This window comes from Cutibacterium modestum (assembly GCF_008326345.1).
Taxonomy (GTDB): Bacteria; Actinomycetota; Actinomycetes; order Propionibacteriales; family Propionibacteriaceae; genus Cutibacterium; species Cutibacterium modestum.
Window position 1 is genome coordinate 162600 of the sequence record NZ_BJEN01000004.1, and the last position, 26252, is coordinate 188851.

At 59.4% G+C, this 26252-nt stretch carries 24 protein-coding genes and 1 pseudogene; 17 read left to right on the forward strand and 8 right to left on the reverse strand.

Annotated features, from left to right (window positions below; translation table 11 throughout):
* Window positions 1–166 precede the first annotated feature (166 nt).
* The 8 genes from F1563_RS14465 to F1563_RS12345 form a co-directional block, all read right to left on the reverse strand.
* Entirely contained in the window at window positions 167–379 is a 213-nt protein-coding gene (locus tag F1563_RS14465; RefSeq protein WP_002526977.1) for a hypothetical protein, read from the reverse strand.
* Window positions 366–1544, reverse strand: coding sequence for a sn-glycerol-1-phosphate dehydrogenase (locus F1563_RS12315; protein WP_002526976.1), 1179 nt, complete (start codon window positions 1542–1544; stop codon window positions 366–368). Before F1563_RS12315 ends, F1563_RS14465 begins: the two co-directional genes overlap by 14 nt.
* Complete coding sequence (locus F1563_RS12320; RefSeq protein WP_002526975.1) at window positions 1525–1821, reverse strand: HPr family phosphocarrier protein; 297 nt, start codon at window positions 1819–1821, stop codon at window positions 1525–1527. Before F1563_RS12320 ends, F1563_RS12315 begins: the two co-directional genes overlap by 20 nt.
* Window positions 1818–2189, reverse strand: coding sequence for a PTS glucitol/sorbitol transporter subunit IIA (locus F1563_RS12325; RefSeq protein ID WP_002546420.1), 372 nt, complete (start codon window positions 2187–2189; stop codon window positions 1818–1820). The genes F1563_RS12320 and F1563_RS12325 overlap by 4 nt, the downstream gene beginning before the upstream one ends.
* 25 nt (window positions 2190–2214) lie before the next feature.
* Window positions 2215–3267, reverse strand: coding sequence for a PTS glucitol/sorbitol transporter subunit IIB (gene srlE, locus F1563_RS12330; RefSeq protein WP_002546419.1), 1053 nt, complete (start codon window positions 3265–3267; stop codon window positions 2215–2217).
* 3 nt (window positions 3268–3270) lie between these two features.
* Window positions 3271–3846, reverse strand: a complete 576-nt coding sequence (gene srlA, locus F1563_RS12335; RefSeq protein WP_002546418.1) for a PTS glucitol/sorbitol transporter subunit IIC — start codon at window positions 3844–3846, stop codon at window positions 3271–3273.
* A 242-nt stretch (window positions 3847–4088) separates the two neighbouring features.
* Window positions 4089–4466, reverse strand: a complete 378-nt coding sequence (locus F1563_RS12340; RefSeq protein WP_238330720.1) for a transcriptional regulator GutM — start codon at window positions 4464–4466, stop codon at window positions 4089–4091.
* A gap of 15 nt (window positions 4467–4481) precedes the next feature.
* Window positions 4482–6437, reverse strand: a complete 1956-nt coding sequence (locus F1563_RS12345) for a BglG family transcription antiterminator (protein WP_002546416.1) — start codon at window positions 6435–6437, stop codon at window positions 4482–4484.
* A 726-nt stretch (window positions 6438–7163) separates the two neighbouring features.
* On the opposite strand from F1563_RS12345, the gene F1563_RS12350 reads away from it, so the two are divergent.
* The 17 genes and pseudogenes from F1563_RS12350 to F1563_RS12435 all read left to right on the forward strand — a co-directional run bounded on the left by F1563_RS12350 (window position 7164) and on the right by F1563_RS12435 (window position 26126).
* Window positions 7164–7997: an ATP-binding cassette domain-containing protein gene (locus tag F1563_RS12350; protein WP_007433519.1), complete on the forward strand. Its 834-nt coding sequence runs from the start codon at window positions 7164–7166 to the stop codon at window positions 7995–7997.
* The gene (locus F1563_RS12355; RefSeq protein ID WP_002526971.1) at window positions 7994–9166 is read left to right on the forward strand and encodes a hypothetical protein; all 1173 of its coding nucleotides are present in this window, start codon (window positions 7994–7996) and stop codon (window positions 9164–9166) included. Before F1563_RS12350 ends, F1563_RS12355 begins: the two co-directional genes overlap by 4 nt.
* Window positions 9163–9775: pseudogene (locus F1563_RS12360) on the forward strand (hypothetical protein). Before F1563_RS12355 ends, F1563_RS12360 begins: the two are co-directional and overlap by 4 nt.
* 76 nt (window positions 9776–9851) lie before the next feature.
* Window positions 9852–10283 carry a 30S ribosome-binding factor RbfA gene (rbfA, locus tag F1563_RS12365; RefSeq protein ID WP_002526969.1) on the forward strand — a complete coding sequence of 144 codons (432 nt, stop codon included), beginning with the start codon at window positions 9852–9854 and terminating at the stop codon, window positions 10281–10283.
* Between the two features lie 30 nt (window positions 10284–10313).
* Window positions 10314–11210, forward strand: coding sequence for a tRNA pseudouridine(55) synthase TruB (gene truB, locus F1563_RS12370; protein ID WP_002526968.1), 897 nt, complete (start codon window positions 10314–10316; stop codon window positions 11208–11210).
* A 320-nt stretch (window positions 11211–11530) separates the two neighbouring features.
* Window positions 11531–12865 (forward strand): quaternary amine ABC transporter ATP-binding protein, encoded by a 1335-nt coding sequence (locus tag F1563_RS12375; RefSeq protein WP_002526967.1) that lies wholly within the window; start codon window positions 11531–11533, stop codon window positions 12863–12865.
* A 5-nt stretch (window positions 12866–12870) separates the two neighbouring features.
* A complete protein-coding gene (locus F1563_RS12380) occupies window positions 12871–13737 on the forward strand; it encodes an ABC transporter permease (RefSeq protein ID WP_002526966.1) in 867 nt (288 codons plus the stop codon).
* A 42-nt stretch (window positions 13738–13779) separates the two neighbouring features.
* On the forward strand, window positions 13780–14787 hold the full coding sequence (locus F1563_RS12385) for a glycine betaine ABC transporter substrate-binding protein (protein WP_002526965.1): 1008 nt from the start codon (window positions 13780–13782) through the stop codon (window positions 14785–14787).
* A gap of 189 nt (window positions 14788–14976) precedes the next feature.
* Window positions 14977–15879: a bifunctional riboflavin kinase/FAD synthetase gene (locus F1563_RS12390; RefSeq protein WP_002526964.1), complete on the forward strand. Its 903-nt coding sequence runs from the start codon at window positions 14977–14979 to the stop codon at window positions 15877–15879.
* Window positions 15880–16121: 242 nt separating this feature from the next.
* On the forward strand, window positions 16122–16385 hold the full coding sequence (gene rpsO, locus F1563_RS12395; RefSeq protein ID WP_002514283.1) for a 30S ribosomal protein S15: 264 nt from the start codon (window positions 16122–16124) through the stop codon (window positions 16383–16385).
* A gap of 332 nt (window positions 16386–16717) precedes the next feature.
* Window positions 16718–18925, forward strand: a complete 2208-nt coding sequence (locus F1563_RS12400; RefSeq protein ID WP_002546415.1) for a polyribonucleotide nucleotidyltransferase — start codon at window positions 16718–16720, stop codon at window positions 18923–18925.
* Window positions 18926–19086: 161 nt separating this feature from the next.
* A complete protein-coding gene (gene dapB / locus F1563_RS12405) occupies window positions 19087–19827 on the forward strand; it encodes a 4-hydroxy-tetrahydrodipicolinate reductase (protein ID WP_007433516.1) in 741 nt (246 codons plus the stop codon).
* Between the two features lie 16 nt (window positions 19828–19843).
* Window positions 19844–20650, forward strand: coding sequence for a DUF2993 domain-containing protein (locus F1563_RS12410; protein ID WP_172623720.1), 807 nt, complete (start codon window positions 19844–19846; stop codon window positions 20648–20650).
* A gap of 53 nt (window positions 20651–20703) precedes the next feature.
* Complete coding sequence (locus F1563_RS12415) at window positions 20704–22497, forward strand: pyruvate dehydrogenase (protein WP_007433514.1); 1794 nt, start codon at window positions 20704–20706, stop codon at window positions 22495–22497.
* Between the two features lie 321 nt (window positions 22498–22818).
* A complete protein-coding gene (locus F1563_RS12420; protein WP_002527137.1) occupies window positions 22819–23778 on the forward strand; it encodes a glycosyltransferase in 960 nt (319 codons plus the stop codon).
* 169 nt (window positions 23779–23947) lie between these two features.
* Window positions 23948–24424 carry a lysophospholipid acyltransferase family protein gene (locus F1563_RS12430; RefSeq protein WP_002527138.1) on the forward strand — a complete coding sequence of 159 codons (477 nt, stop codon included), beginning with the start codon at window positions 23948–23950 and terminating at the stop codon, window positions 24422–24424.
* A gap of 10 nt (window positions 24425–24434) precedes the next feature.
* Complete coding sequence (locus F1563_RS12435) at window positions 24435–26126, forward strand: ribonuclease J (RefSeq protein WP_002527139.1); 1692 nt, start codon at window positions 24435–24437, stop codon at window positions 26124–26126.
* The last annotated feature ends 126 nt before the right edge of the window (window positions 26127–26252 follow it).

A 26252-nucleotide genomic window follows, 5' to 3' on the forward strand; every position in this document is an offset into this window, starting at 1 on the left:
CTGCGCTGCTGGGGAGACCACTGTGAGTGCAGCCATCCTGTGCGTGGCCAGGGGCAACCCTCCGCTCGATGAAGCCATAGTCATGTTGTAGGCCCGGGAGAAACGTCGTCGTCCCTGAAATACTAAGCCGATTCGGGGACGACAATGAAAGCGTCGTCGCTAAAGATTAGGTCCACAGGCCGCCTGGAGCGAAGACATCGGAGACGAGGTCGTCGAACCATGCCGCCTCTCGGGCGACATCGAGGACAGTGTAACGCGACCGGTAGTACATGGCTTTCGGAAAGCTCGCCTTAATATCTTGTGCGGTGAGGCCGATGTCCTCGGGACGGGACGGAGCACCTGCGAGTCGGAGCTGCTCGGCCAACTCATCTGCAGGCACTAGCTGTGCCCGAACTCGGTCTGCTATTTCCGGCCATCTCGACACAAAGCGGTCCAGCCGCCCACGGAGGCCAATCTCGGTCGACGAATTTGACCCGGGTTTCCTTCACCGCATGATCGGCTAGCGCTCCGTCGAAGGTGTGGCGGATGTCGGCCTCAACGACGTCCCACGTCGGCCACTTTGCGACCGCTGCGTCGATGTCGATTGTGGCGGGGTCACGGTCGAGGAATTTCTCGTAAAAGGTGAGCATTGCCAAGGTCCCGATCGCTACCTTGAACCCGTGAGACAAGGGCGGGTCCAGCTTGGCGCCGACGTGAGCCAGTTCCCAGATGTGTGAGAAGTAATGCTCTGCACCGGATGCGGGCCGCGTGCCGTCATACACCTGCATGGCCAAGCCAGACAAGATAAGCCCCTTGACGAGGCCCTCGTACGCTTCAGGCACGCCCGCCGCGAGATCTGCGGGTCGAGACAAGGCTTCATGGACCCCTGACTGCACCAGCGTCCAGACGTCCTCATCAATGGATTCGACGCCGGCAGCGTCAGCGATGAGCCAATCGGCGCCACCAGGTATCTTCGCGCTGAGGTCACCGAATCCGGATGCACTCATGGGGCTTGGCGCATTCGCTGCCAGGTCGAGGTCGAACACGACCACCTGCGGCGCAACGCAATTCATCGTGATCTTGACACCGTTATCGCTAATTGGTGCGCCGGCCCCCGTGTACCCGTCCATCGACGCCGCGGTTCCTACAACCGCGTACCTTCGGCCAAGGTCACGTGCTGCGAGCTTGGTTAGATCGTTGATCGTTCCTGACCCGACTGCCACAGGAATTACCGTGACGCCTCGCTGGAAGTCTCGGTCGCGCAACACCTTGGCAATGCGGTTGGCATTGTCGAGCGACGCGTACAGCGTCGGCGTCGCAGGGAACACGAGTGGCTCGACGACTGGAATTCGGGCCTCGGCAAGCGCGGCCGTCACTTTGTTACCAGCGACGTGCCAGGTACAGTCATCAGCGACGATCATGGCGGGCCTCATTTCACAATCGGTCGAGGTGTCCATCGCGTCGCGAATTGCCTTTCCTGTGCGTGCCACGGCACCGCGTCCTATTACGACGGTGTCTGTGTCGCGAGCGCTAGTCAGAGCTGCCTCAATGATCGTGTCCCTCATGATAAGGGTGTCCTTTCGTGGGAGTTGCGTTTTCCAGGAATGAGGTGAGTGCCTCTAGAGCCATCACCTCGTCAGATCCGTCGACGAGGATCTCGATTGTGTCGTTCGCGTCGATGTCGAGAGCCAGCAGGTCAGCGAGTTGCGTGAGGCTCGCTGTTCCACCAGATGACCGAACGTAGGCACTTGATCGGAACCGCGACGCGATGAGGACGACTTGAGCAGCGACACGTGCGTGAATACTGGCTTGGAGGCCGACCGATACGAGTGATCGGATCATGAGTTCTCGACGACGAAGGTGCTGCCCGCGTGAAGATTGGGCATTGACGTGCCATCGACGAGCAGATGGATGGCTCCATCCATTCGCGGGGTGTCGGCTCCATCGAACACTAGGGTGACGTGGCCTAAAGCGTCGAGGTTCTTCTGGGCTACCTCACCGATTGCGGTGATGGTCATGCTCGTGCCATCAATGACCGCTTTGCTGCCTGGGAGGATGGGCCCTGAGCTGGTTGCGGCGCCGAGGACGTAACAATAGTCACGCAGTTCCTCCGGAGCGTTGGCACCGAAAGTCACGAGCATTTTCTCTGTGAGAAAGGATGCAGCCTCAGAGCCGATTGACGTGACGGATGTGCTGTAGATGATTGCCATGATCAGGGTCTCCTGTTAGTCGAGGTCATGATGCGTACAGGCCAATGCTTGCCAGCCAAGCAATAGCGACGCGAGGAACACCGTTGAGGAAGCGTGAATACAGGACACTGGGGACGCCAACCTCGACAGTCTCTGGCTGAGCTTCCGCCAAACCAAGGCCGACAGGAATGAAATCGCATGCATTTTGGGTGTTGATGGCGAATAGAGCCGGGAGCGCGAGACTCGGGTGGATGTTACCCTTTCCGATCTCGACGCCGATCAAAGTACCGATGATCTGGCCGATGACGGCGCCGGGGCCAAGTAGCGGGGAGAGGAATGGCAGGGAGCAGATTAGTCCGAGGACGATGAGTCCGATGCCGGACCCGGCTAGGGGCACGAGCAGTTTCGTGAACCAGTTGCCGAATCCAAAAGCGTTGATGATGCCGATGAGCATGGCTACGAAAGCCATGAAAGGGATAACTGTGTTCAGCATTGCCTGAACCGCGTCGCGGGCAGCTTGGTAGAAGATCGAGATGACTCGGCCCGCACCAAGCCCAATCTTCTCCATGACGGTCTTGTTCTTTTTTGCGGCGACGGTTTCGCTGATCTTCTTGTCGGTCGACCAGTTGCCCTGAACTGTTCCTGTGGTTCCCGTCCTTGCGGTGTCGTGTGATTGCTCTGCCCCCGATGTGACTGCTTGGCTCACCGCATCTGGTGCGGGGCCGTCGACCTGGGTGACCTGATCCGCTCCCACTGCAGAGACGTAGATTGACTCGTTAATGTAGTGCGCCAATGGACCCGACTTTCCTGTAGGCACGACATTGATGGTGGGAATACCTTTGCGAGGATAAATCCCGCATCTGAGGGTTCCTCCGCAATCGATGACAACCGCCATGGTTTCCTCATCAGGAACCGAAGTGTTGAATCCATTAACTGGTTCTGCACCAGAGAGTTCGACTATCCGGTCGACGACCGGTGGCCTCATACCTCCGCCGACGATGTAGACGATCTTGTGTTTCTCGGGGGTAGGTGTAATGGTGAGTGGACCGCCGAAGCCTCCATTGCCGCGAGAAACGGTAACGCTGTGGTATTCCGTCATCGTTTAGGCCTCCTTCGCAGCGGTGCGGACGATCGTGCCGGACATCGTGTTCGGCAGGACTACGCCCTGCTGTTTGCTGACATATGACGTAGTGAGGTCCGTGATCCAGCCACCGACGAAGTTGAGCCCGAGGCCGACGAGTAGGTATCGGATTGCGAGTGGTCCGGTTGGCAAGCCGAGTTTGGTAATTCCCTGAGCGATACCTAGCCAGATGAAGAGTTCCGCGGGGTTGATATGCGGAAACAAGCCATTGCTCGTGTGACAGAATTGGGCGGCTGAGGCGTAGTAGCTGGGCTTGTAACGCTCGGGGAGGAACCGACCTAATGAGTGCACCATCGGGTTGCACAGCATGAAGGACCCCAGGAATGGAAGCGCGAGGTAGCGGCTGAAGGGATTACCTCCCGCCTTCTCAGCGAACTTGTTGATGCGGTCCTCACCGATGAGTTGGATGAGGGAGTTCATTGCGACGAGAAGCATGAGTACGAGCGGCACAATGCTTCCCATCCATCCGACGAAGGTTTTCGCACCTTCTTGGAACAGGCCGACGAACCATTCGGCGGCCAGCACGAGGTAGTGCATGGTCTTGTCCTTTCGGGGTTGTTGAACGCGGCTCTCGGGCGATGAGGGCGCGCTGGGGCGCCAGCCGAGATCGATCAGCGCGTAGTTGCTTGGTCTGAAGTATTTGGCGCGGTTTCGGCGTACGTTGTCAGGCGGCTCGTTCTTCGCGTTGCAATAGGATCTTGGAGGTGCGACGTCCGTCGTCGTGCCGTCCGATACGCATGTCCAAGCGGTCGATGAGCTTCATGAGTGGGGTAAGAGGTTCAACCGGTACTCCTCCGCTGATGATCGTGAGGTAGTTGTTTTTCGTTTCCCACTGCGTTTCGGAAGCTACGCGCGCCACGGATTGTCGCTGGATTGACGTTAGCGAGGGTCATCCCATTGAGGTCGGTGAATTGATGGAATGACGAGAACACCGTGATTCCGGTTATCTTGCGACCGTCCTGGATGATTCCTTCCTCGTCGATCAGCAGTATGACGATGGATCCAGAGGTGAAAGCGTTCTTCTGCTTTCCGATTGCAACCTTTCCCCGGCTGCGCAGGGTCGAGTATGAGGCCGAAAATTGCTTCATTTGTTGCGTGGCAAGCGCTGTGTTTGCCGCATAGATGACGGTGAGGGCGATAAGGACGGTCCAGAACATGGCTGGTCCCTTCGATCAGGTGGTTTGGAATTGGGGGCCGGGTGTCCGGCGAAGCTGTGAAGGAGGCTGGGGCAGGTGGTCGGTCAGAAGCCAGAACAGCTGTTCATGACTTGTTAGGTGGCTCAGATTGTCAAGGAGATCTGGGTCGGCCCTGAGGCGAATGATTTCGTCGTACACATCGATGAGGATGGTGTCATTGTATTCCGTCTTGTCTGGGACGCCCATGACAATCACGGCTCGCGGGCCGGGCTCGCCGTGGTGTCGTGGGATGACTGCCATGGCGAGCACAATGTGATCGGATCCGGGAACGGTGGTGTGCGGAAACCCGATCTTGTCGTCAAGCAGCATCGAAGCGTTTCGCTCGCGGTCGACCAATGCCTCGCGGAACGCGGGCGTGGTCAATCCGAGAACTTCTAGCCGTTCGAGAAGTGCCTCGGTCGCACTCCAGTACGAGGTGCCAGGCGGGAGAGGCACAAACCGGTGCGGGTCCAGGAGAGTGGCGATGAGGGAGGGGCCGGCACCCGCAAGGGCAATATCGACGTCATGGTGAAGCCGTAAGAGAGACAGCTTGTGAATCAGCTCAGTTTCGTCGAATCCCTGGCCGAGTTCGATAACGGGCGGCATGTCATTGCTGGTGAGATCGTGGGCGATGTCGGGAGTGGACACGACAAGATCAATGTTCTGAAATGTCCCTGGGGCGATGTCGTCTCTGGTCATGACGAGATATTCCGTGCTGTCGGGAAGCACATGGCTAAGTTGAGCCCGCAGCAGGTGACCTGAGACTCGTCCGCTGCCGCTCACGACAGCTACATGGAGTTGAGAGGACTGCTGGCGTTGGTGAGTGTTGAGGAACACTTCGAAGTAGCTGGTCATGAGCCCAACCTCAGAATCCGAGATGTCCAACCCAGTCCGTTCTTCCAAAACCTCACGGCTGATCAGCGCCATCTGGTGAGCGACGGGGTACTGACGACTAATGTCGGCTACTGCTTCTGCGTCGACTTCGACACGGAATCTCATCCTTGCCAACATGAATGACAAATGGTGGCTGAACTCGTCCATGAGATCACTGGCCGAGACGTCAATACCCATGACATCTCGGATGCGTTCAAAAATGTCGTCTACAAGTTGGGGAATGTCACGCGACGTTGGGAATAGTTCCCGGCCTTCAGGGGCATCGGGAGTGCGCATGCTCGCTGCAGCGACGGCCAGGAACAGTGACTCCTCTGGAACGTAAGTGATGTTGTAGGGGTTTGTGGTGGCTAACAGCAAGTCTTCGGCGAACGCGTGCACAGCGCTGGAGCGCAACTCGTCGAATTCAGAAGGCAGGCCGGCGATAGGGTGACCGAGTCGGAGGCGATCCAAGGTGAGCTTAAGCCAGCTGAGGATGTTGGTTCGCGAAGGCCGGTTGAGGTGCCATGACTCGCAGACCTCATCTGCGGCGGCACTGATATCCCATCTGAGTTCGTCGGGACCGCACAATTCTGCCGAAAAGTGTGTCAGGGCGGCCATTCGGAGGTTGTACTCGTTGCCCTGCAGCGTGAGTCCGCTGTTCGGACGACCCTCAATCGAGACGTCGTGCCGTGCTAGCAGCTCACGCAGCGTGGTGAGGTCCGTGTTGAGGGTCGAGCGAGACACGCTGAGGTCGCGCGCGAGATCGTCGATCCGGACAGGATGGGTGGCGCTAAGCAGCCTTGCGTAGACTTGTCCACACCTGTACAAAGGGTCATTGAGTAACTCTTCACGATGAAGTACCTGCTCGCGAATGCGCCCGTACCTGTGGACGTCAACGATGTACAACCGGTACCGGCCGTTGACAAGACGCACGGAAGCCGCGCCGCCGAATAGGGTGTTGAGCCGAGAAACCGCGTTCTCAACAGTTCGTTGGCTGACACCTAAGTGTGTGGCAAATACAGTGGGTTCCTCGGTCAAGGAGGTCTCCAAGTGCCGAAGAATAAGGGCTTCCCGACTCATGCTTACTTCCCTTGCGACGCCATCGTCTGACCGGACACCAAGAACTTAGCCTGATGTGTTGTCGGATAGACAGAGCGATTCGTGTAGTTGTTTTCGTCGTTCGCGAATGAGATTGGACGACCTAGTGGCTGCGATGCCCACCTGGAATCGATTGCTGATGGTAGACACAGCAGACTCTCTCGCTAGTGAGTCATTAAGCGGGCATCTTGGATGAGTCAGATGGTCAGCGAGATGAGTAGGCGTATCAAGACGTTACTAGCTGGAGCAACTCTACTCGTAACAGGAGTGTGGTTCGCTACACCGGTTCTTGCGGATACTATAAGGCCAATTCCAATGACGGCATGGAAAAGCCTATCGGTGTCCGGTGGATCAATGAAGGTTTCAGGGAAGACGCGTGGTTATCGAAATGCGATGATGTCATCTGATGGCGTGTGGCATTCCAAAGCTGAATATACATTCAGTGCCTCTAAATCGTAGTAGGACTGATCGGGGTGGGTATGGTAAAATCGATACATCGGCGCTTCGGTATCATTGTCAGCCTATGCCGGGAGGAAATTGTATTCCAAAGGTATCAAGAACGGCCGCTTCAGGGGCTACTGGGCGTTTGCTTCGTGGAACTGCAAATTCTTGGATTGCTGATGCCAAAATCAATATCGGTCGTGACGCTAGGGGTGGTTGGCGGCGCTCGTCCAAGTTGTGCGTAGATCGAGTACTTCAACGTGATTCGTGCAGTTCTGGGGTGAATTGGTGAATGTGAGCACAGTAGGTCTTGACGATGTGGTGGTCCAATATCGCTCTGGCTGGCAACTCGGCCCAGTATCGGTGTCTTTTCCCATCGGTGTGAGTGCCCTCATCGGCCCGAACGGCGCAGGCAAGACGACCATGCTTGGCGTACTTACAGGAATCACCACACCGAAACTCGGAACGTTGCGTCGAAATGATCAGGTGATCGCGCGGAGCGGTGAGTATTCACGATATCGGTCGCATGTGGGATATGTCCCCCAGGAATGCTCGTGGTCGCCGTCGTGGCCGGTCGAGGATTTCCTCGCATTCTGCGCGCGTATGTATCGAGTATCGTTCAAGCAGGTCGGGCACAGATGCCGAGACGTCATGTCCGATCTGAACATCGATGAATTTGCCCATCAGCCCATCGGAACCCTGTCGGGCGGCCAGAAGCGTCGGGTCTTTCTGGCGGCAGCGCTGGTGCATGACCCCGAGGTACTCATCCTTGACGAGCCCACCGTCGGCCTGGACCCAGGGGAGCGCATCGCTTTCCGGTGTCACGTCGTCGAGCAGGCGGCCTCACGAGTCGTCGTCTTGTCTACTCATCTCATGGACGACGTGGCTCTGGCCTCCGACCAGGTCCACCTCGTCGGCGCCGGTCGGATCACGTGGAGTGGTTCGCTGTCCGGGTTGATGGCGGCAGCAGGAGAGCCCGAGGCTGACGATCACCTATCGACGGCCGAACGCGCCTATCTGCGTCTGACACAGGAGCACGGGGCACAGGTACGTCAGTCGTCACTGGCAGGAAAGCCGACACACGATAGAGACCCGCGATGAGGACGGTCCTGCGTCAGTCCGCGCTGTGGGGGCTTGGAATTGCTGTGGTGTGGCTCGCCGCCACCGCAGGCCTGCTGCACACGTACCCACACGCCTGGAAATCCTTCGCCTTGTCCACCGGAAACCTGTCGGTGGCCACGGTCATTTTGTCTCCTTTGTGCTGCGCTGCCGGTATCGCCTACGGCGCTCGTCTTCGTCGTAGCGGAGTCGTCCGAACTTCCCACGGCTGGCCCCGTTGCGCTCTTGCCACGATCATTGCACTGTGGATTGCCGGTATCGGAGCCGTCGTTATCATTGCGGCGTTAGCAACGACTGGGATCTTTGCGCTGGTGGCTGCGGGGTATCCTGATTCGCGATTTGTGGTGGGTCCGCTGCTCACAGCCCTGGCCGTTTTGGCGTCCCTGACATTCGGCACCGTACTGGGGGTGACGGCCGGGTCCTACCTTCTCGCCGTGGTTGGCGGAGTGGCCGTCTATGCCCTGATAGCGAGGGTCCCCGCCGTCAGTAACGTGCTCATCGGTTGGTCCGGACCAGCAGCGATCGACGGAACTCCCGACCATCTCGGGTGGGGAGCTATTGCATTGTGGGCTGGCCTCGATTTCGCCGTCATCGTCACCTCATTGCTGCTTGTCACTATCGTGACGGCCCCAGCAGCCGGCCACTGGTGGCAGTGGGTGTGTGCCGGGGTCCTTGTGGCAGCGGTTGTTGTGGCTTCAATGGCCGTCACCAAGCTGGAGAATGTCTGGGAGTCCTCCGGGGATTGGCGGTGCCGTGAGGTCGGTAGGCACGGATCACTGGCGTGCGTCTCCGGCGACATGTCCTGGCGGCTAGAGGAGTACGCGACGGCGATGGGTCGTGTGGATAATCTGTTGCACGCTAGTGGTGCTCACCGACCACTTCTCTATAGCCCTCAGGGAGCACCGGGACAGTCCGGGCGCATGCCTGTGTTGATGGCGGTGTCCACCTCGTCGTCGCCACATGAATGGGCTACATACCTCAACCAACCTTTGCTGGCGGACAACATGTTGGGGGTCACCACGTCTCCTACTACACAGTGCGACGGGGCCGTCGGAGTCCTCGACGACGCGCTGGCGTCGGTTATGGATGGCCAACGCCTCGATCCCTCATCGTTACGCTCCATGGTGTCGTCGGCAAGGGCATGCGAATGATGGGCCGCGTCGCCGCCTTTGGGTGGTTCCTGCGCAGTCGGGGGCGTGGCCGTCGTAGTCATCTATCTCATTGTCGGAGTGGTGTGTTCGTACCAGCTTGGCGGAGATCTCGTGGCTATACCCATCTCCGAGGGTCGGTCGGTTGATGTCGGCCTTGGAACCTCATGTGTGTGCGGCCTCATGGCCGCAGTGCTGTTTTCTTCCCCAGACCCGCAGCGAGAACGCGCCTTCCCTGACGTCCCCATCCGCGTGATGCGCGTGTCATGGGCGGGGATAGTGCTGGTGTGGCCAGCACTATGGGTGGTGCTGTTTCAGCATGGTTCACCTGAGTCGCTGTGGTGGATGCTGTGGTTTGTGCGTAACCATGTGCTTGTGACGGGGCTGGCGATGGTGTGCAGCGTCGTCGTTTCAGTGGCATGGGCGTGGCTACCAGGAAGCATCTTCGTGTTGCTGTGCTGGATCATCGTCACCAAGGATGCGGAGGCGACGCCGTATTGGTGGGCATTGCTCGACCACAGCCCCTTTGACCCGTTGAGCCTGGCAGTGGCGGTCGGACTAGTCGCTGTCGGATTAGTACTGCAATGGCACACACCCGGGTCACCGCGTTGACGTCTACTGCCGCGTGCGCCGGTATGGTGTGGGAGGATAGGTACCCGGTTCAGGACACGAACGGCGAGGAGAGATCATGAAGCCACCCAATCCCCGAGTCGCCAAACTGGCCGATCAGATTCGGGTTGTCGTTGCCGAGACCCTCGAGCGCCGCGTCAAAGATCCTCGGCTGGGGTTCGTGACGATCACCGACGTGCGTCTAACTGGCGATTCGCGTGATGCCACCTTGTTCTGGACGGCTATGGGCACCGATCAGCAAATTGCATCCACCGCGGCTGCGCTGGAGTCGGCGAAGGGGTTACTACGCTCCACGGTCGGCAAGCGGCTTGGTCTGCGTTACGCCCCGACCCTGACGTTCGTGCGCGACGCCACCCCCGAGACCGCGAAGTCCATCGAGGACGCGCTGGCTCGCGCTGCTGCCTCTGACGCTGAGATCGCGCGTCGCTCCGAGGGAGCTATGCCTGCTGGTGAGACGGATCCTTACCGGCACCGCGACGATGACGAGTGACGTGGCGTCGGCTCGTCGTGAGGCTGGTCGATGAAAGCCAATCCCAATGTGCCGTCGGGGATTCTGGTCGTTAACAAGCCTGCTGGCCCGACCTCTCACCAGGTTGTGGGGCGGGTGCGTCGCCTTTTAGGAACTCGCAAGGTCGGCCACGCCGGAACCCTCGACCCGATGGCCAGTGGCGTCCTCGTCGTCGGGGTGAATCGTGCGACTCGACTGTTGGGGCACCTGGCTTTGCACGACAAGGACTACATCGCCACTATGAGGCTGGGGGTGAGCACTGTCACCGACGACGCCGAGGGCGATGTTACTGCGACTACCGACGCCTCTGCGATCGACGACGAGGCCATCCGTGCCGCGATGTCGCGTCAGGTCGGGGAGATTCAGCAGGTTCCCACCGCTGTCAGCGCGATCAAGGTCGACGGCCAGCGGGCCTACGCCAAGGTACGTGCTGGCGAGGACGTCGTCTTGCAACCGCGCGCTGTCACCGTTTCTCTATTTGAGGCTACTGATATTCGACGGCAGGGTGAGGTTGTTGACGTCGACGTCGAGGTCACGTGCTCCTCGGGAACCTACGTGCGGGCGCTGGCCCGTGACGTCGGGACAGATCTGGGAGTCGGGGGGCATCTCACTGCCCTGCGCCGTACCCGCGTCGGTCCTTTCGCTCTTACGGCTGCTTGCGCAGATATTTTCGCTGAGGACGCCGTTACTCCCACCCCCATAACAATGGCTGAGGCTGCTGCACTCAGTTTCCCTGTCGTCCATGTCACTGCGGACCAGGAAGCTGCCATTCGAGTGGGTCGGCGTTTAAATTTCACCGTGCCATCAAAAGCGACCGCAATGATTGCGGGAACTGGTGAATTGCTGGCCCTTTATTGTCCCGATGATGAGAAAGATGGTCAGAGTCGCGCACTATGCGTTCTGGCTTAATGGCCTTGTCGTGCCACTCTGGGTAGAGCGCGCCATGATGCCCTTAGCTGCATATTCTCGGTCGAAGTGATTCTCGGCACGCCAGTCGGTATTCCCCGCACATGAGCACCTGTTTATGCCATTGTTGTAAATGTTCCACAATAATTCGAGTTACATAACTATAGATATTCGCATTTGCAGGTGACGATATAGCGTGATACTATTAAATGGTCGAATTGCGCTGATATTGGCTCGCCATTTCGGTGCCCGATGTCGCCGTAACGTGAGGACGTGGTGTTTATTACGCCGCCTGAGTTATTCCCCAATCGTCCATACGAAAGGTGCCGTACGACGTGGATTTAGTTCGAGCATCCCACCTGTACAAGGTTTTCGGTAAACACGAGCGACAAGTGATCGAAAGACTCAAGGCAGGGGAGTCTCGAGAAGATCTCGCCTCTCTCGGCACTGCGGCTGTCATCGACGTGAGCTTTGAGGTCGCCAAGGGAGAGACCTTCGTCGTCATGGGCCTATCAGGGTCCGGAAAGTCCACCCTCATCAGGATGATTAACGGGCTGTGGTCCCCATCCGAGGGCACTGTTGAGGTTGCCGGCAAAGTTGTTTCTGACATGAACGACGCCCAGCTGCGGGAGCTGCGTCGCGACCACGTCTCGATGGTGTTTCAGCACTTCGCGCTGCTTCCTCACCTTACTGTGCGTGAAAATGCGGCCTACGGGCTGAAGTTGCAGGGCAAGCTCAAGCAGAAGGAACGCCTTGAGAAGGCCAACGAATGGCTGCATACCGTCGGTCTCGAAGGATGGGAGGACAAGTACCCTCATCAGCTTTCCGGTGGCATGCAGCAAAGGGTCGGCCTGGCTCGCGCACTCGCAGCCGAGACTGACATCCTGCTCATGGATGAGGCTTTTTCAGCCCTCGACCCGCTTATTCGTCGCGAGATGCAGGATCAGCTCCTCGAACTGCAAGGCACTCTCAACAAGACAATCATCTTCATTACCCACGACCTCAACGAGGCCATGTATTTGGGCGATCACATTGCCGTGATGCGCAATGGCCGTATTGCTCAGATTGGTACCTCTGACGAGATCCTTACCCAGCCTGCTGACGACTACGTTGCGGATTTCGTCCAGGACGTCGATCGCAGCCGAGTACTCACCGCATCGGCCGTCATGCGTCCCACCGAGGCTGTCGTCTCCCGGTCGGCGGATCCCCGGCGAGTCCAGCGGATCATGGATCAACACGATTGGGCCGGCGTCTTCGTCGTCGACGAGCATCGTCGTTTGCTCGGAATGGTCGGCGACCAGGAGGTCATTGAGGCTGCTCGCCGCGGAGATCACAGCATCGCTAACGTGGTGGAAACCGGTGGCATCCTGACGGTGCGTGTTGACACCCCACTCTCTGAGCTGTTCGCACCATCCAAGGATGCGCGAGTCCCCCTCGCTGTCATTGACGAGAACTTCCACCTCCTTGGGATCATCTCCCGCGTCACCCTGCTCGACTCCATGTCGAGGTCCCAAGATTCTGACGGCTCTGTCGTTTCCCTGGAGGAGACCGGAAAGCTGCCGGTCATTAAGGATGACGGAGACCCCGTCGGACTACCTCCTGCTGACCAGACGACCGCGACAGTCGCGCCAACCCCAACCACTGAAAAGGAGGCCTAATCGCCATGGGCTTCAGTTTCGCCAACCCCCGAATTCCGCTCGGTAGCTGGATCGAGACCTTCTTCGATTGGTTCCAGAACGCCTTCGACTGGCTCATCACGTTCACCAACGTTGTCATCGGTGGTATGTATCACGGTCTCAACCTGGTGCTGTCCAAGCCGTTGTACCTGGTCATGATGGTGGTCTTCGCCGCTATCGGCTGGGCCTGCGCCAGCTGGAAGGTGGGCCTGCTTGCTCTTATTGGTTTTTATCTGGTGAGAGCTATGGACCAGTGGAACAACACCATGCAAACCCTCGCCTTGGTGGTGGTCGCGGTCATCCTGGCCCTCATCGTGGCGATTCCATTGGGTATTTGGGCGGCCAAGTCGAAGCGATTCTCCGCCATCATCAAACCGATCCTCGATTTTATGCAGACGATGCCTTCGTTGGCATACCTAGTCCCGGTCATCGTGCTCTTCGGCATCGGGCAGGTGCCCGGTGCCATCGCGACCATCATCTTCGCCCTGCCGCCCGGAGTGCGGTTCACTGAGCTGGGCATCCGTGGAGTCGATGCCGAAACCGTTGAAGCCGGTGCCGCATTTGGTGCCAGCCCCCGCCACATCCTGTGGCGTATTCAGATGCCGCTAGCCATGCCGACGGTGATGGCCGGTGTCAATCAGGTCATCATGCTGGCTCTGTCCATGGTCGTCCTCTCAGGCATGGTCGGCGCCGGTGGCCTTGGCGGTGACGTCGTCGCAGCCCTGTCGCAGGTTGATATCGGTCTAGGTATGGAGGCCGGTCTGGCGGTGGTCGTCGTCGCGGTATACCTGGACCGCATCACCAGCGGACTAGCTAATCGCACCCCGCTTGCCCGGGCGCAGCGAGCGAGCTGAGTTAATGCACACGAATACGAGGAAGTACCGATGAGCAGAAGCATGGTTCAACGCAAGATCATCGCCGTCGCATCCGCCCTGGCGATCGGGGCCCTGGCTCTATCCGGATGCGGTGCCACCAACAGCGGAAACGGGGAACCCGGCGGTACCGACGCCGGTTCTGACAACGTCAACACGAAGTGGGCCAACTGCACCCCGGGCGAAGGGTCAAAGGACACCACTGCTATGAAGGCTGACGGCAAGAAGGACATCACTATTGGTGCCTTCAACGGCTGGGACGAGTCCTTCGCGACTGCCGGGATTATGAAGAACGTCCTAGAGAAGGACGGATACAAGGTGACGATCAAGGGCTTCGACGCTGGCCCAGGTTATGCTGGACTTGTCGCCGGGGATATCGACCTCCTCACCGACACGTGGCTGCCCATAACCCACGCTGACTATGTCAAGCGCTACGGGGACAAGATGAAGAGCCTCGGTTGTTGGTACGACAACGCTAAGCTCACCATCGTTGTCAACAAGGACTCCAAGGCGAAGACCATCGGCGATCTGAAGTCGATAGGTGATGAGTACGGCAACACCCTTTATGGCATCGAGGCCGGTGCCGGCCTGACCAAGGTAACCCAGCAGTCGGCGATTCCGAAATATGGTTTGAACAACCTCAGCTTCAAGATTTCGTCGACACCTGCGATGTTGTCGCAGCTGAAGAAGGCCGCTGACGCCAAACGTGATATCGCGGTGACTCTGTGGCGTCCCCACTGGGCCTACGGTGCGTTCCCGATCCGTGATCTGAAGGATCCTAAGAAGGCTATGGGCGATGCTGAGGTGATTTACAGCTTCGCCCGTTCGGGCTTCGAACAGGACTTCCCGAAGGCTGCTCAGCTGATGCGCAATATGGCTTTTGATGATAAGACGCTCTCCGACCTCGAGGACATCATGTTCTCTGCGGACAAGTACGGTGGCAAGAACCAGGAGAAGGCCGTGGCCGAATGGACCTCGCGCAACGAGGACTGGGTTGACAAGCTCAAGACCGGTAAACTCGCCGGGAAGTAAGTCAGGCATCGATACCGGCCGCCTTATATGGGCGGCGGGTTCCGTGTCCCGAGGGCGCGTCTCCGCGTCGCCGGGCAGCCCGACGACAATCACGGATTCACCTCCCCTGCTGCCCTCGACTCCTGTGTTGGGTGAGGGGCGACTACGGGAATTCGGGTTGAACCGAGTTCGCACCATAGACTGCCCGACGTGTCTGTTCCCGAGGAATCGTCGACTGTCGTTATCGGAAACTTCGATGGTGTGCATCGAGGCCACCAGGCCCTTGTTCAGGAGGCCAAGAGGGTCGATCCGGACGGCTGTGTCGTCGTCGTCACCTTCTGGCCCCACCCGCTGTCAGTCCTGGCCCCTGACCGGGCCCCGGCCTTGCTGTGCCCGCTGGAGCGACGAATCGAGTGGCTCAAGGATGCCGGTGCCAGCGAAGTGCGCGTGGTCAATTTCACTCCCGAGATCGCCAGCTGGACCCCCGCAGTATTTGTGGAGCGGGTGCTCGGGCCCTTGCAACCCAGGCATGTGCTGGTGGGTCAAAATTTCCGCTTCGGACGTCACGCAATAGGTACACCAGATGCTCTGACTGAGATGGGACACGGTCGCTTCCAGGTGCACGCCATGGACCTCGTGGCTATCTCGGGGGTGACGGTCTCGTCGACTCGGGTGCGCGAAATGGTTGCTGCAGGGAAGGTCGCCGAGGCGGCGTTACTGCTGGGGCGACCGTTCGAGGTTGGTGGAGTCGTCGTGATGGGCGACCAGCGGGGACGCGAACTCGGATTCCCGACGGCCAACCTCGTTGCGCCCCGGGACCGCGCCGTCCCCTCTGATGGGGTGTACGCCGGATGGCTTGAGCCCAGCGGCGGCCTGGACGCTGGCCGTCGCCTGCCATCGGCAATCTCGGTCGGCACCAATCCGACGTTCGAGGGGGTTGAGCAACGCGTCGAAACCTACGTCATCGGTCGTGATGACCTGGAGCTGTACGGAGTCGACGTTACGGTGACCTTCGCTGAGTGGCTGCGCGGCCAGATTAAGTTCGACGGGATTGAGCCGCTCATTTCTCAGATGAGCGACGATGTCGAGGCAGCTAAGCGAGCTCTGTCCTGAGGGTACGCCGCCTGAGCGGGCTCGGGACCCCCTTTGGCTACCGGTTGGCTCTGCTGGGCGAGGGATTTGATTGGAGCTTCGCCTCTGTCGGCTACACCTGGTCCAGCGTAAGGATTCGCACCCAATGGGGGAGACCTGATACACTCACCCAGTTGCCGTCAGATCGGCCGCGGCCTTGGAAGAGTCTCCTGCAATCAGAGCGTCGGGGACGCCGCGCAACGGACAGAAAGGGACCTACTGAGATGGATGCTGCTGAGAAGAAGAAGATCATTGAAGAGTACGCGACCCATCCTGGAGACACGGGTTCCCCCGATGTTCAGGTTGCCATCCTCACAAAGCGCATTGCCGAGCTCACTGAGCACCTCAAGGTTCACAAGGGCGACCACCATTCGCGTCGTGGCCTGATGCTCATGGTTGGTCAGCGTCGTCGTTTGCTCAATTACATCGCGAAGAATGACATTGAGCACTACCGTGAGCTAATTGCTCGCTTGGGTCTGCGTCGCTGAGCATTGTAGATCGTGTGTAACGGGGTGCCCTGACAAGGGCGTCCCGTTCACTGTGTCCGCTCGTTGCGTTCGCAGAATACTCTGTTGCCCAACTTGCGACGACAACCGCGTCTACCCCGGCAATTCGTGGGACGGACTGCCGATGCCCTAGACTCAAGGCCACACTAAAAAATCACTGTAACCGTCGACTGCCTCCCCATGACACATGGGTCCTCGGTAGTGGCTACCGGGGCGTGATCCCGGCGGCTTCGATCGAAGACCGGTGTGGTTTATCAAGGGGTGCCTTGTGGAGCGCCCGTGGGCGGCGGTCGGCCCTGCGAAAGGACATCCCTGTGGAGGGACCCGGACTCGAATTCACCGAGGCCATCATCGACAATGGCAAGTTTGGCAGGCACGTCGTTCGCTTTGAAGCGGGACTGCTGGCCCAGCAGGCGGATGGATCTGCCGCCGTCTACCTCGATGGTGACACCATGCTGCTGTCAGCGACCACGGCTGCTAAGACTCCCCGCGATTCCATCGACTTCTTCCCGCTGACGGTCGATGTCGAGGAACGCATGTACGCTGCCGGACGTATCCCCGGCTCCTTTTTCCGCCGTGAGGGACGCCCCTCCGAGGGCGCCATCCTTGCCTGCCGCCTCATTGACCGCCCGCTGCGCCCTTCCTTCGTCAAGGGGCTGCGCAACGAGGTCCAGGTCGTCGTCACGGTTATGGCTCTCAACTCGTCCGTCTACTACGACGTTGTCGCCATCAACGCCGCCTCGATGTCCACCCAGCTTGCTGGTCTGCCCTTCTCCGGGCCGATTGGCGGCGTCCGGATGGCCCTCATCGATGACCAGTGGGTGTGCTTCCCCTCCGTCGACCAGCGCAAGGAGTCGACTTTCGACATGGTTGTCGCTGGCCGTGTGCTCGCCGACGGCGACGTTGCCATCATGATGGTTGAGGCAGAGTCGACCCCGGCTACCTGGAGCCTCGTGCGTGGTGGGCGCACCGCCCCGACGGAAGAGGTCGTCGCTACCGGCCTGGAGGCCGCAAAGCCGTTCATCAAGGTGCTGTGTGACGCCCAGGTCGCCCTGGCCGCCAAACTGCCCAAGGAGACTTACGACTTCCCGGTCTTTAAAGACTACGAGGACGACGTTTACGCTGCTGTTGAGGAGAAGGCCGCTGACGAGCTCTCCCGCATCGAGCAGATCGCTGCGAAACTTGAGCGTCAAGAGGCTGAGTCCGAGCTCAAGGCTCGCATCAAGGCCGAGCTCGCTGAGACCTTCCCGGAACGGGAGGCTGAAGTTTCCGGAGCCTTCAAGGCCGTCATGAAGAAGATCGTCCGTAAGCGTGTCCTTGATGAGGGCGTGCGAATCGACGGTCGTGGACCTCGTGATATCCGCTCCCTCTCGGCTGAGGTCGGCATCATCCCGCGGGTCCACGGTTCGGCTCTCTTCCAGCGCGGCGAGACTCAGATCCTCGGCGTGTCGACCCTCAACATGCTCGACATGGAGCAGAAGCTCGACACCCTCTCCCCGGAAACCTCCCGGAGATATATGCACAACTACAACATGCCGCCGTATTCCACTGGTGAAACCGGCCGTGTTGGCTCCCCGAAGCGCCGCGAGATTGGTCACGGCAACCTCGCTGAGCGGGCCCTCATCCCGGTGTTGCCGACCCGCGAGGAGTTCCCCTACGCCATCCGCGAGGTTTCCGAGGCTATTGGCTCTAACGGTTCGACCTCAATGGGGTCGGTCTGCGCCTCCACCCTCGCCCTGCTCAATGCCGGTGTGCCGCTGCGTGCCTCGGTTGCTGGCATCGCCATGGGTCTCATGAGCGAGACTGACGAGGACGGCAAGACCAAGTACCTGGCCCTCACCGACATTCTCGGTGCTGAAGACGCCCTCGGCGATATGGACTTTAAGGTCGCCGGTACGAGTGAGTTCGTCACCGCGCTTCAGTTGGACACCAAGCTCGACGGCATCCCCGCCGACGTGCTCGCCGGTGCTCTCAAGCAGGCCAAGGAAGCGCGCACCGCGATCCTTGAGGTTATGAATGACGCCATCGACTCTCCTGACGAGATGGCCCCGACTGCTCCGCGCATCATCACCGTGCATATCCCGGTGGACAAGATCGGTGAGGTCATCGGTCCGAAGGGAAAGATGATTAACCAGATTCAGGACGATACCGGCACCAACATCTCCATTGAGGATGACGGCACCATCTTTATCGGGGCTGATAACGGCGATTCGGCCGAGTCCGCCCGTTCGATGATTAACGCGATCGCCAACCCACAGATGCCCGAGGTCGGCGAGCGGTACCTCGGCACCGTCGTCAAGACGACGAGCTTCGGCGCTTTTGTCTCTCTGCTGCCCGGCAAGGATGGTCTGCTGCACATTTCCAAGATGCGCGACCTCAACGACGGTAAGCGTGTCGAGGCTGTTGAGGATGTGCTGTCGGTCGGCCAGAAGATCCAGGTGGAGATCGCCGAGGTTGATGACCGCGGCAAGCTCTCATTGGTGTTGGCCTCCGATGAGGAAGATGACGACACCGACGAGTGAGTTGTAATTATTAAAAGAATTGACGTTTGCGGGCTGCCCCGGCTTTATGCCGGGGCAGCCCGTTCGTTGCGCGGAATGAATGCGGTCTAGCATCGTCAGCCCTGCTAGGTAGTCTGGATCAGGCGCCAGGAGAGGTGCCGCTGTCAGAAAGGAAGGTCCAGATGATTAAGGTTGCCGTGTTCGGAGCCAAGGGACGTATGGGAGCTGCGGTGTGCCAGGCTGTCGAGGAGGCCGAGGACACCGAACTTGTTGCGGCTATTGACAGCGGAGACAACCGATCCGCCGTTTTGGGAGCCGACGTCATCGTCGATTTCACCACTCCCGACGCTGTCATGGACAACCTGTCATGGGCGATCTCCCATGACATCAACACCGTCGTCGGCACAACTGGTTTTGACGACGAGCGATACCAGGCTTTGCGTGACCAGCTCGCTGCTCATCCGAATACCGGCTGCTTGGTGGCCCCGAATTTTTCTATCGGCGCTGTCCTCATGATGCATTTCGCCGAGCAGGCCGCCAGGTTCTACGAGTCCGTGGAGATCGTTGAGTTGCACCATCCCAATAAGGTTGACGCACCGTCCGGTACTGCCCGCACCACCGCGACCAAGATCGCCGCCGCACGTGAAAAAGCTGGTTTGGGAGAGGTCCCAGACGCAACGAAGAGTCAGCTCGATGGAGCTCGTGGAGCTGTCGTTGATGGGATCCACATCCATGGTTTGCGCCTGCGTGGTCTCATTGCCCACCAGGAGGTGCTGTTCGGGGCCGAGGGGGAGACTCTCACGATCCGTCACGATTCCATGGACCGAGTGTCCTTCATGTCGGGTGTGTTGACGGGGGTTCGCGGAGTCCTTGATCGTCCTGGTCTCACTATTGGTATCGATGGGTTGCTGGGACTTGAATGAGCGTCCTGAGTTCTCGATAACGCCAAGCGAGCCGACTCAGGTGCTTCCGCCGAGGCCGCCGGCCGGTTCTGGCGCTGTGGTGACGGTCGGACGTGATCGTCACCCCTATCGCTTTATCAAGTGGCTGGTCGCTCTCGTCGTCATCGCGTTACTTGCGGTCGTGGCAGCGATCGTCGATCAGACATTTAGGGCGAGAGCTGAGAAGGACATTGCGGCGACTATTGCGAAGTCCATAGGAGCCAATGCCTCGACAGTTGGGGTGACCATTCACAACCTGCCTTTTCTCGGAGTGCTGGTCACCGACGAGTTACAAGGGATCGACACGACCATCTCGAAGGCGACGGTGGACCGGGATGACACCACGGTGACCTTCCGTGACGTCGATATCCATGCCAATGGGATTCGGCATGCCCGCGAGGAATCTCAAGCAGTGGCTGAGACGATGTCGGCCACGGGCCGTATTGACTGGTCCGAGTTGTCACGTTTGGCGGGTGGAAAGGTCACCTATAACGACGACACCGGGGAAACCGGCAGGGTGGCGATCGTGACGGTATTGGGAGCCCGGGTAGACGTCAGTATCACTGCCGTGCCTGGGGTGAAGACCACCTCCCGGCGGGTGACTTTGAGTAGTCCGTCGGCGAGCCTCGATGACATTCCAATCCCCGACGTGTTGCTCAAACCGATCCTCGACGGGATTACCTCACGGTTCACCCTTCCCGATCTGGGAAATCTGCATTACGAATCCCTGAAAGCCACGTCACAAGGCCTGGATTTCTCTCTGGTTGGTACCGGGGTGAAGCTGTCCGACCTGACGGGACGGTGATCCGCTTCGCGCGAAGGGTGAGACGAGGCTAGGGCGATAAGACGTATGCTGGTGTGCGGCCGGTCGGCCGCTCGTCATATGTCGTCAGTACCGCGGAGGTCCCTTTCATGAATGTTGCCGAACAGCTCGTCCAACAGCTCCTCGATGCGGGGGTGCGACGGATCTACGGCATCGTCGGTGACTCTCTTAACCCGGTCGTTGATGCGGTTCGTAAAACGGGCGGCTCCGTCAAGGGTGGCATCGACTGGGTGCATGTTCGGCACGAGGAGGCCGCGGCATTTGCGGCGGCCGCAGAGGCGTCCTTGACCGGTGAGCTTGCAGTATGTGCGGGCTCCTGCGGGCCGGGCAACCTCCACCTTATTAATGGCCTTTTCGATGCCTACCGTTCCCAGGTACCGGTGTTGGCCATCGCCTCCCACATCCCCAGCGTCCAGATCGGCATGAGTTACTTCCAGGAGACTCATCCAGACCGTCTCTTCGTGGAGTGCTCCGACTACTGCGAGCTGGTCTGTTCCTCGGAGCAGGCTCCGCGCGTCGTCAATTCGGCCATCCGCCACGCGGTCTCTGGTAGCACCGTCTCCGTTATCACCCTTCCAGGTGATATTTCCGATAAGAAGGCTGTTGCCTCCTCCCCGGTCTTTGTCCCGAGCCGTCGGCCGTCTATTGAGCCGAACCCGGAGGACGTCCGCCAGTTGGTCAAGCTGCTTAACGACGCCAAGAAGATTGCCATCTTTGCCGGTGCCGGTGTGGAAGGCGCCCACGATGAGGTCCTCGCTCTGGCTGACAAGCTCAAGGCCCCTGTCGGCCACTCCTTGCGGGGCAAAGATTTTATCCAGTACGACAACCCCTTCGACGTCGGCATGACAGGCCTACTGGGCTACGGTGCCGCTGCCGCGGGCATGAATGATGCCGAAGTTCTCATCCTGTTGGGAACCGATTTTCCCTACAACCAGTTCCTCCCCGATACCCTCACCGTCCAGGTCGACAACTGCCCGGAAAAACTGGGGCGTCGTACTGACGTGTCCTTCCCGATCCACGCTGACGTCAAGGCGCTTTGCGACGCCGTCACCCCGCTGCTGAAGCAGCATGACGATAAGTTCCTCAAAGCCACTGTCAAGCGTCACGCCAAGATCATGAAGGCCCCGGTTGGCTCGTACACTCGCAATGTTGATCACATGAAGCCGATCCATCCCGAGTACGTCGCTCACGTCCTCAACGAGGTGGCTGACCGCGATGCCATCTTCACCGCCGATACTGGTATGTGCAACGTGTGGACGGCTCGGTACATCGATCCCCTCGGCACCCGTCGTCTCATCGGATCCTTCCTGCATGGATCAATGGCCAATGCCCTGCCACACGCCATCGGCGCCCAGGCCTCACACCCTGGTCGACAGGTCATTTCCGTGTCCGGCGACGGCGGCCTCTCGATGCTCCTTGGCGAGCTCGTGACAGCACGTATGCTCAACCTGCCAATCAAGGTAGTCGTCTTCAACAACTCCACCCTCGGCATGGTCAAGCTGGAGATGCTTGTCAACGGATTGCCCGACTTCGGCACCGACGTCCACGACGTCAACTATGCCGGTGTCGCCAAGGCGATTGGATATCACGCCGAACGGGTGGATGATCCGCGCAATATTCGCCGTGCTCTTCGTGACGCGCTGGACTTTGACGGTCCGGCTTTGGTCGAGGTGCTTACTGACCCCAACGCCTTGTCTCTGCCTCCTGAAATCAAGGGCGAGCAGATGATTGGATTCGCTACCGCCATGAGCAAGATCGTGCTCAACCGCGGTGCCGGGGAGGCTGTCTCGATGGCCACGTCGAATATGAGGAACATTCCTCGGTTCTGAGTGGTCGCTGTGGGGTCCGTCCGATAGGGACGGGCCCCACATGCTTTTTCGGACCAGAAACAAGGGGTCAAGGCTGAATGGCGTCTATGCAGGCAGTCGTAAAGACGATCGGTGGCGGTGCTGCCGTATGAGAATCCTTCTTGTGGTTGACACCCTCAGGCCAGGAAACGGGACGACGGCCTCGACACTTCGCTTTTCCGACGCACTGCGCGCTCAAGGGCACCAAGTTCGACTCCTCAGCGCCGCAGCGACGTCCATGTCTGATACTGACGGCATCCCGGTGGTCGGGGTGCCAACTCTTATCTACCGGTCGTCTCGCACTTGGCTGACGTCCAGAGCGTCGACCTCGCGCGTCCGGTCAAGGTAATAGTTGCCTCGACGGTGGCTAATGCGGATGTCGTGCATGTCGTCATGCCTTCGCCGATAGGTGTCTGCGCCAAGCATGTAGCGGGCCGTGCTGGCGTCCCAGTAACTGCGGGTTTTCATGTTCAACCTGAGAACATCACCTACAACCTGCACCTGGCCAATGCTCGACGGCTAGCTGATCGCACCTATCAGATTCTGTGGCGGGCTTTCTATCACGACGTGTCCCATATTCACGCTCCCAGTGAGTTCATCGCCGAGCAATTGCGTTTTCACGGTTATCGTCAGCACCTTCATGTCATCTCAAGCGGGGTGCCACCGCAGTTTTGTCCGGGCCCGCCACGCGAGACCTGGACCCTCGATAGCTCTGACCCGGCGACCATTATGACGGTCGGTCGGCTTTCTCCAGAGAAGCGCATTGAAGTTCTCATTGACGCGGTGGCTCGTTCCCGTCACCGTGACCGGATCCATCTCGTGGTGGCCGGTCGTGGGCCGCAGCGAAACGTACTGCGGCAGCGGGCGATCCGCGTCGGTGTTGACGCAACCTTCGTCCACCATAACCTACCCGACGATCTCATCGCTGAACTGCGAGCAGCCGACCTTTACGTCCACCCTGCCGACGTCGAGATCGAGTCGCTAGCCGCTTTGGAGGCATCCTCCGTTGGGTTGCCGTGCCTCATCGTTGACAGCCCGTTATCGGCGACCAGCCAGTTTTGCCGGGTAGCTGAGCACGGGTTGTGCCCTCCTCGTGATCCAGAGACGATGGCTACCGAGATCGATTGGTGGTTGGAGCATCCGCAGGAGCGCGAGGCAGCCGGCAAGGCTCAGGCGAGCTGCAGGCAGGAATACGCCCTGGACCACTCCGCCCGCCTACTGACTGCGATGTTCGATGCTGCAGTTTCGGAGTCGACTAGATGAAGAAGGTTCAGCGGATCGCTTACGTGGCGATTGTTGGCCCGGCAGCGGTTGTTCTTACCGGGATCGCCTTCGCCTTCCGTAGGCGCGGACATCATCATCTCGCCCCAGGGACGATTGTTGTTAGCAATCACGTCCATGATTTCGACTGCCTGGCCTTGGTACGAGTGTTTTGGCCGGCCAGCCTAAGGTTCAATTCTCAGCTTTCAAACTTGACATCCCGGTAGCAGGGCTCATTTTGCGGGCTTTTGGCACTATTCCGGTTAACACCACCGACGTGCGAGGGTTTTTCGCAGGCAATGCCGAGGCTCTGGCCGAGGGGGACTGCGTCGTTATCTACCCGGAAGGGGGTATCACTAGTTACGAGACCTCGGTTAACACCTTCCGCCCCGGAGCTTTCGCTTTATCGGTGCGCACGGGTGCTCCTGTCGTCCCTGTGGCCTTGGTGCGGACGGGACGCACCGTGGGAGTGAGATGGCGCTGTCCCCAATTGGAGGCGAGAGTGGGCTCGCCTATGTATCCTGATCCGACGCTGCCTACCCATCAGGCCCGAGAAGAGTTGCGGCAGCGAGCGGAGCGCTTCGTCTCTCAGGCTCTCGACGAGACTGCTGGAACACGGAAAGGCGAACCTGTCACAGGCCCCCGATAGGCTAAATGCCGTGGCAGAGATTGGATTGACGACACCCCCGGACCTTCAACCGGACGCTTTGCGCATCATCCCCCTCGGAGGTTTAGGGGATGTGGGGCGCAACATGTCGTGCTACGAGATCAATGGGGAGATGCTCCTCATTGACTGCGGGGTGCTGTTCCCGGAGGACGACCACCCGGGGGTCGACTTGCTGCTTCCTGGGCTGGATTACCTCGATGAGGAGACGCTATCCAAGGTGAAGGCGCTGGTGCTCACCCATGGCCACGAGGACCACATTGGCGCGGTGCCGTACCTGCTTAAGCGTCGCCCCGATATCCCGATCTACGGATCCAAGTTGACCTTGGCGCTGGTCGAGGCGAAATTGCGTGAGCACCGCATCAAGGGTTACAAGCTCAATGTTGTCCACGAGGGTGACGTCGCCGAGGTTGGCGAGCAGTTCGACCTGGAATTCATTGCCGTCAACCACTCCATCCCTGACGCCCTGGCAGTGTGTGTGCGCACCGATGCCGGAATTCTCATCAACACCGGCGACTTCAAGATGGACCAGCTGCCGCTGGATGGGCGTATTACCGACCTGCGTGCCTTCGCGCGACTCGGCGAGGAAGGGGTCGATCTTTTCATGGTCGACTCGACGAATGCTGAGGTTCCCGGGTTCGTGAAGTCCGAGACCGAGATCGAGCCGGCCATCGAGAGGGTGTTCGAGAAGGCAAATAAGAAGCTTATTGTCGCCTGCTTTGCCTCCCACGTGCATCGCGTCCAGCAAGTGCTCAATATGGCCGTCCACCATAACCGCAAGGTTTGTTACGTCGGTCGTTCCATGGTCCGCAACATGGCTGTCGCTCAGGATCTCGGCTACCTCGATGTTCCAGAGAACACCGTCATTGAGTTGCGCGACGTCGATCATTACCGGGATAACGAGGTCGTCATCATCTCCACCGGGTCCCAGGGAGAGCCGCTGTCGGCCCTAGCAAGGATCGCCAACCGGGAGCACCGGGACATCGAGGTGGGCGAGGGAGACACCGTCCTGCTGGCATCCTCTCTTATCCCAGGCAACGAGAATGCCGTCTACCGCGTGATCAACGGTCTGACGAAGCTCGGTGCCACTGTGGTGCATAAAGGCAACGCATTGGTTCACGTCTCGGGCCATGCGGCGGCTGGAGAGCTGCTGTACGCCTACAACATCGTGCGCCCGCGTGCCGTGATGCCGATTCACGGCGAGGTGCGTCACCTCGTTGCCAATGCCGACCTGGCCAGGGCTACCGGTGTCGACGAGAAGAACATTGTGCTCGTCGAAGACGGCGGGGTTATTGATCTTGTCGATGGTGTACCGCGCGTGGTTGGCAAGATCGACGCGTCGTACATCCTTGTCGACGGCTCCGGGGTGGGGGAACTCACCGAGGACACTCTCACTGATCGCCGTATCCTCGGGGAAGAGGGCTTCTTGTCAGTCGTTACCGCGGTCGATACCCGCTCAGCCACCGTGGTGTCCCGTCCGGCGATTCAGGCTCGCGGTGTCGCCGAGAACGATTCAGTCTTCGCGGAGATCACCGACCAGATCGTCACCGAGCTAGAGAACGCCATGAAGGGCGGTATGGACGACACCCACCGGTTACAGCAGGTGGTGCGTCGGACCATAGGTCGGTGGGTGTCACGGTCGTTGCGACGGCGGCCTATGATCGTGCCGGTCGTCGTCAAGATCTGACGGTCGTTCCTTCGGGTGTTGGAATCAGGGGCTGTGTTCTCCTTCGAGGACGAATTCCTTCCCGGTGTGTCGTTTGCCCCAGGGTGGTTTCGCCTATAGCGAGCCGTTGATGGCGCTAGGGGTGGG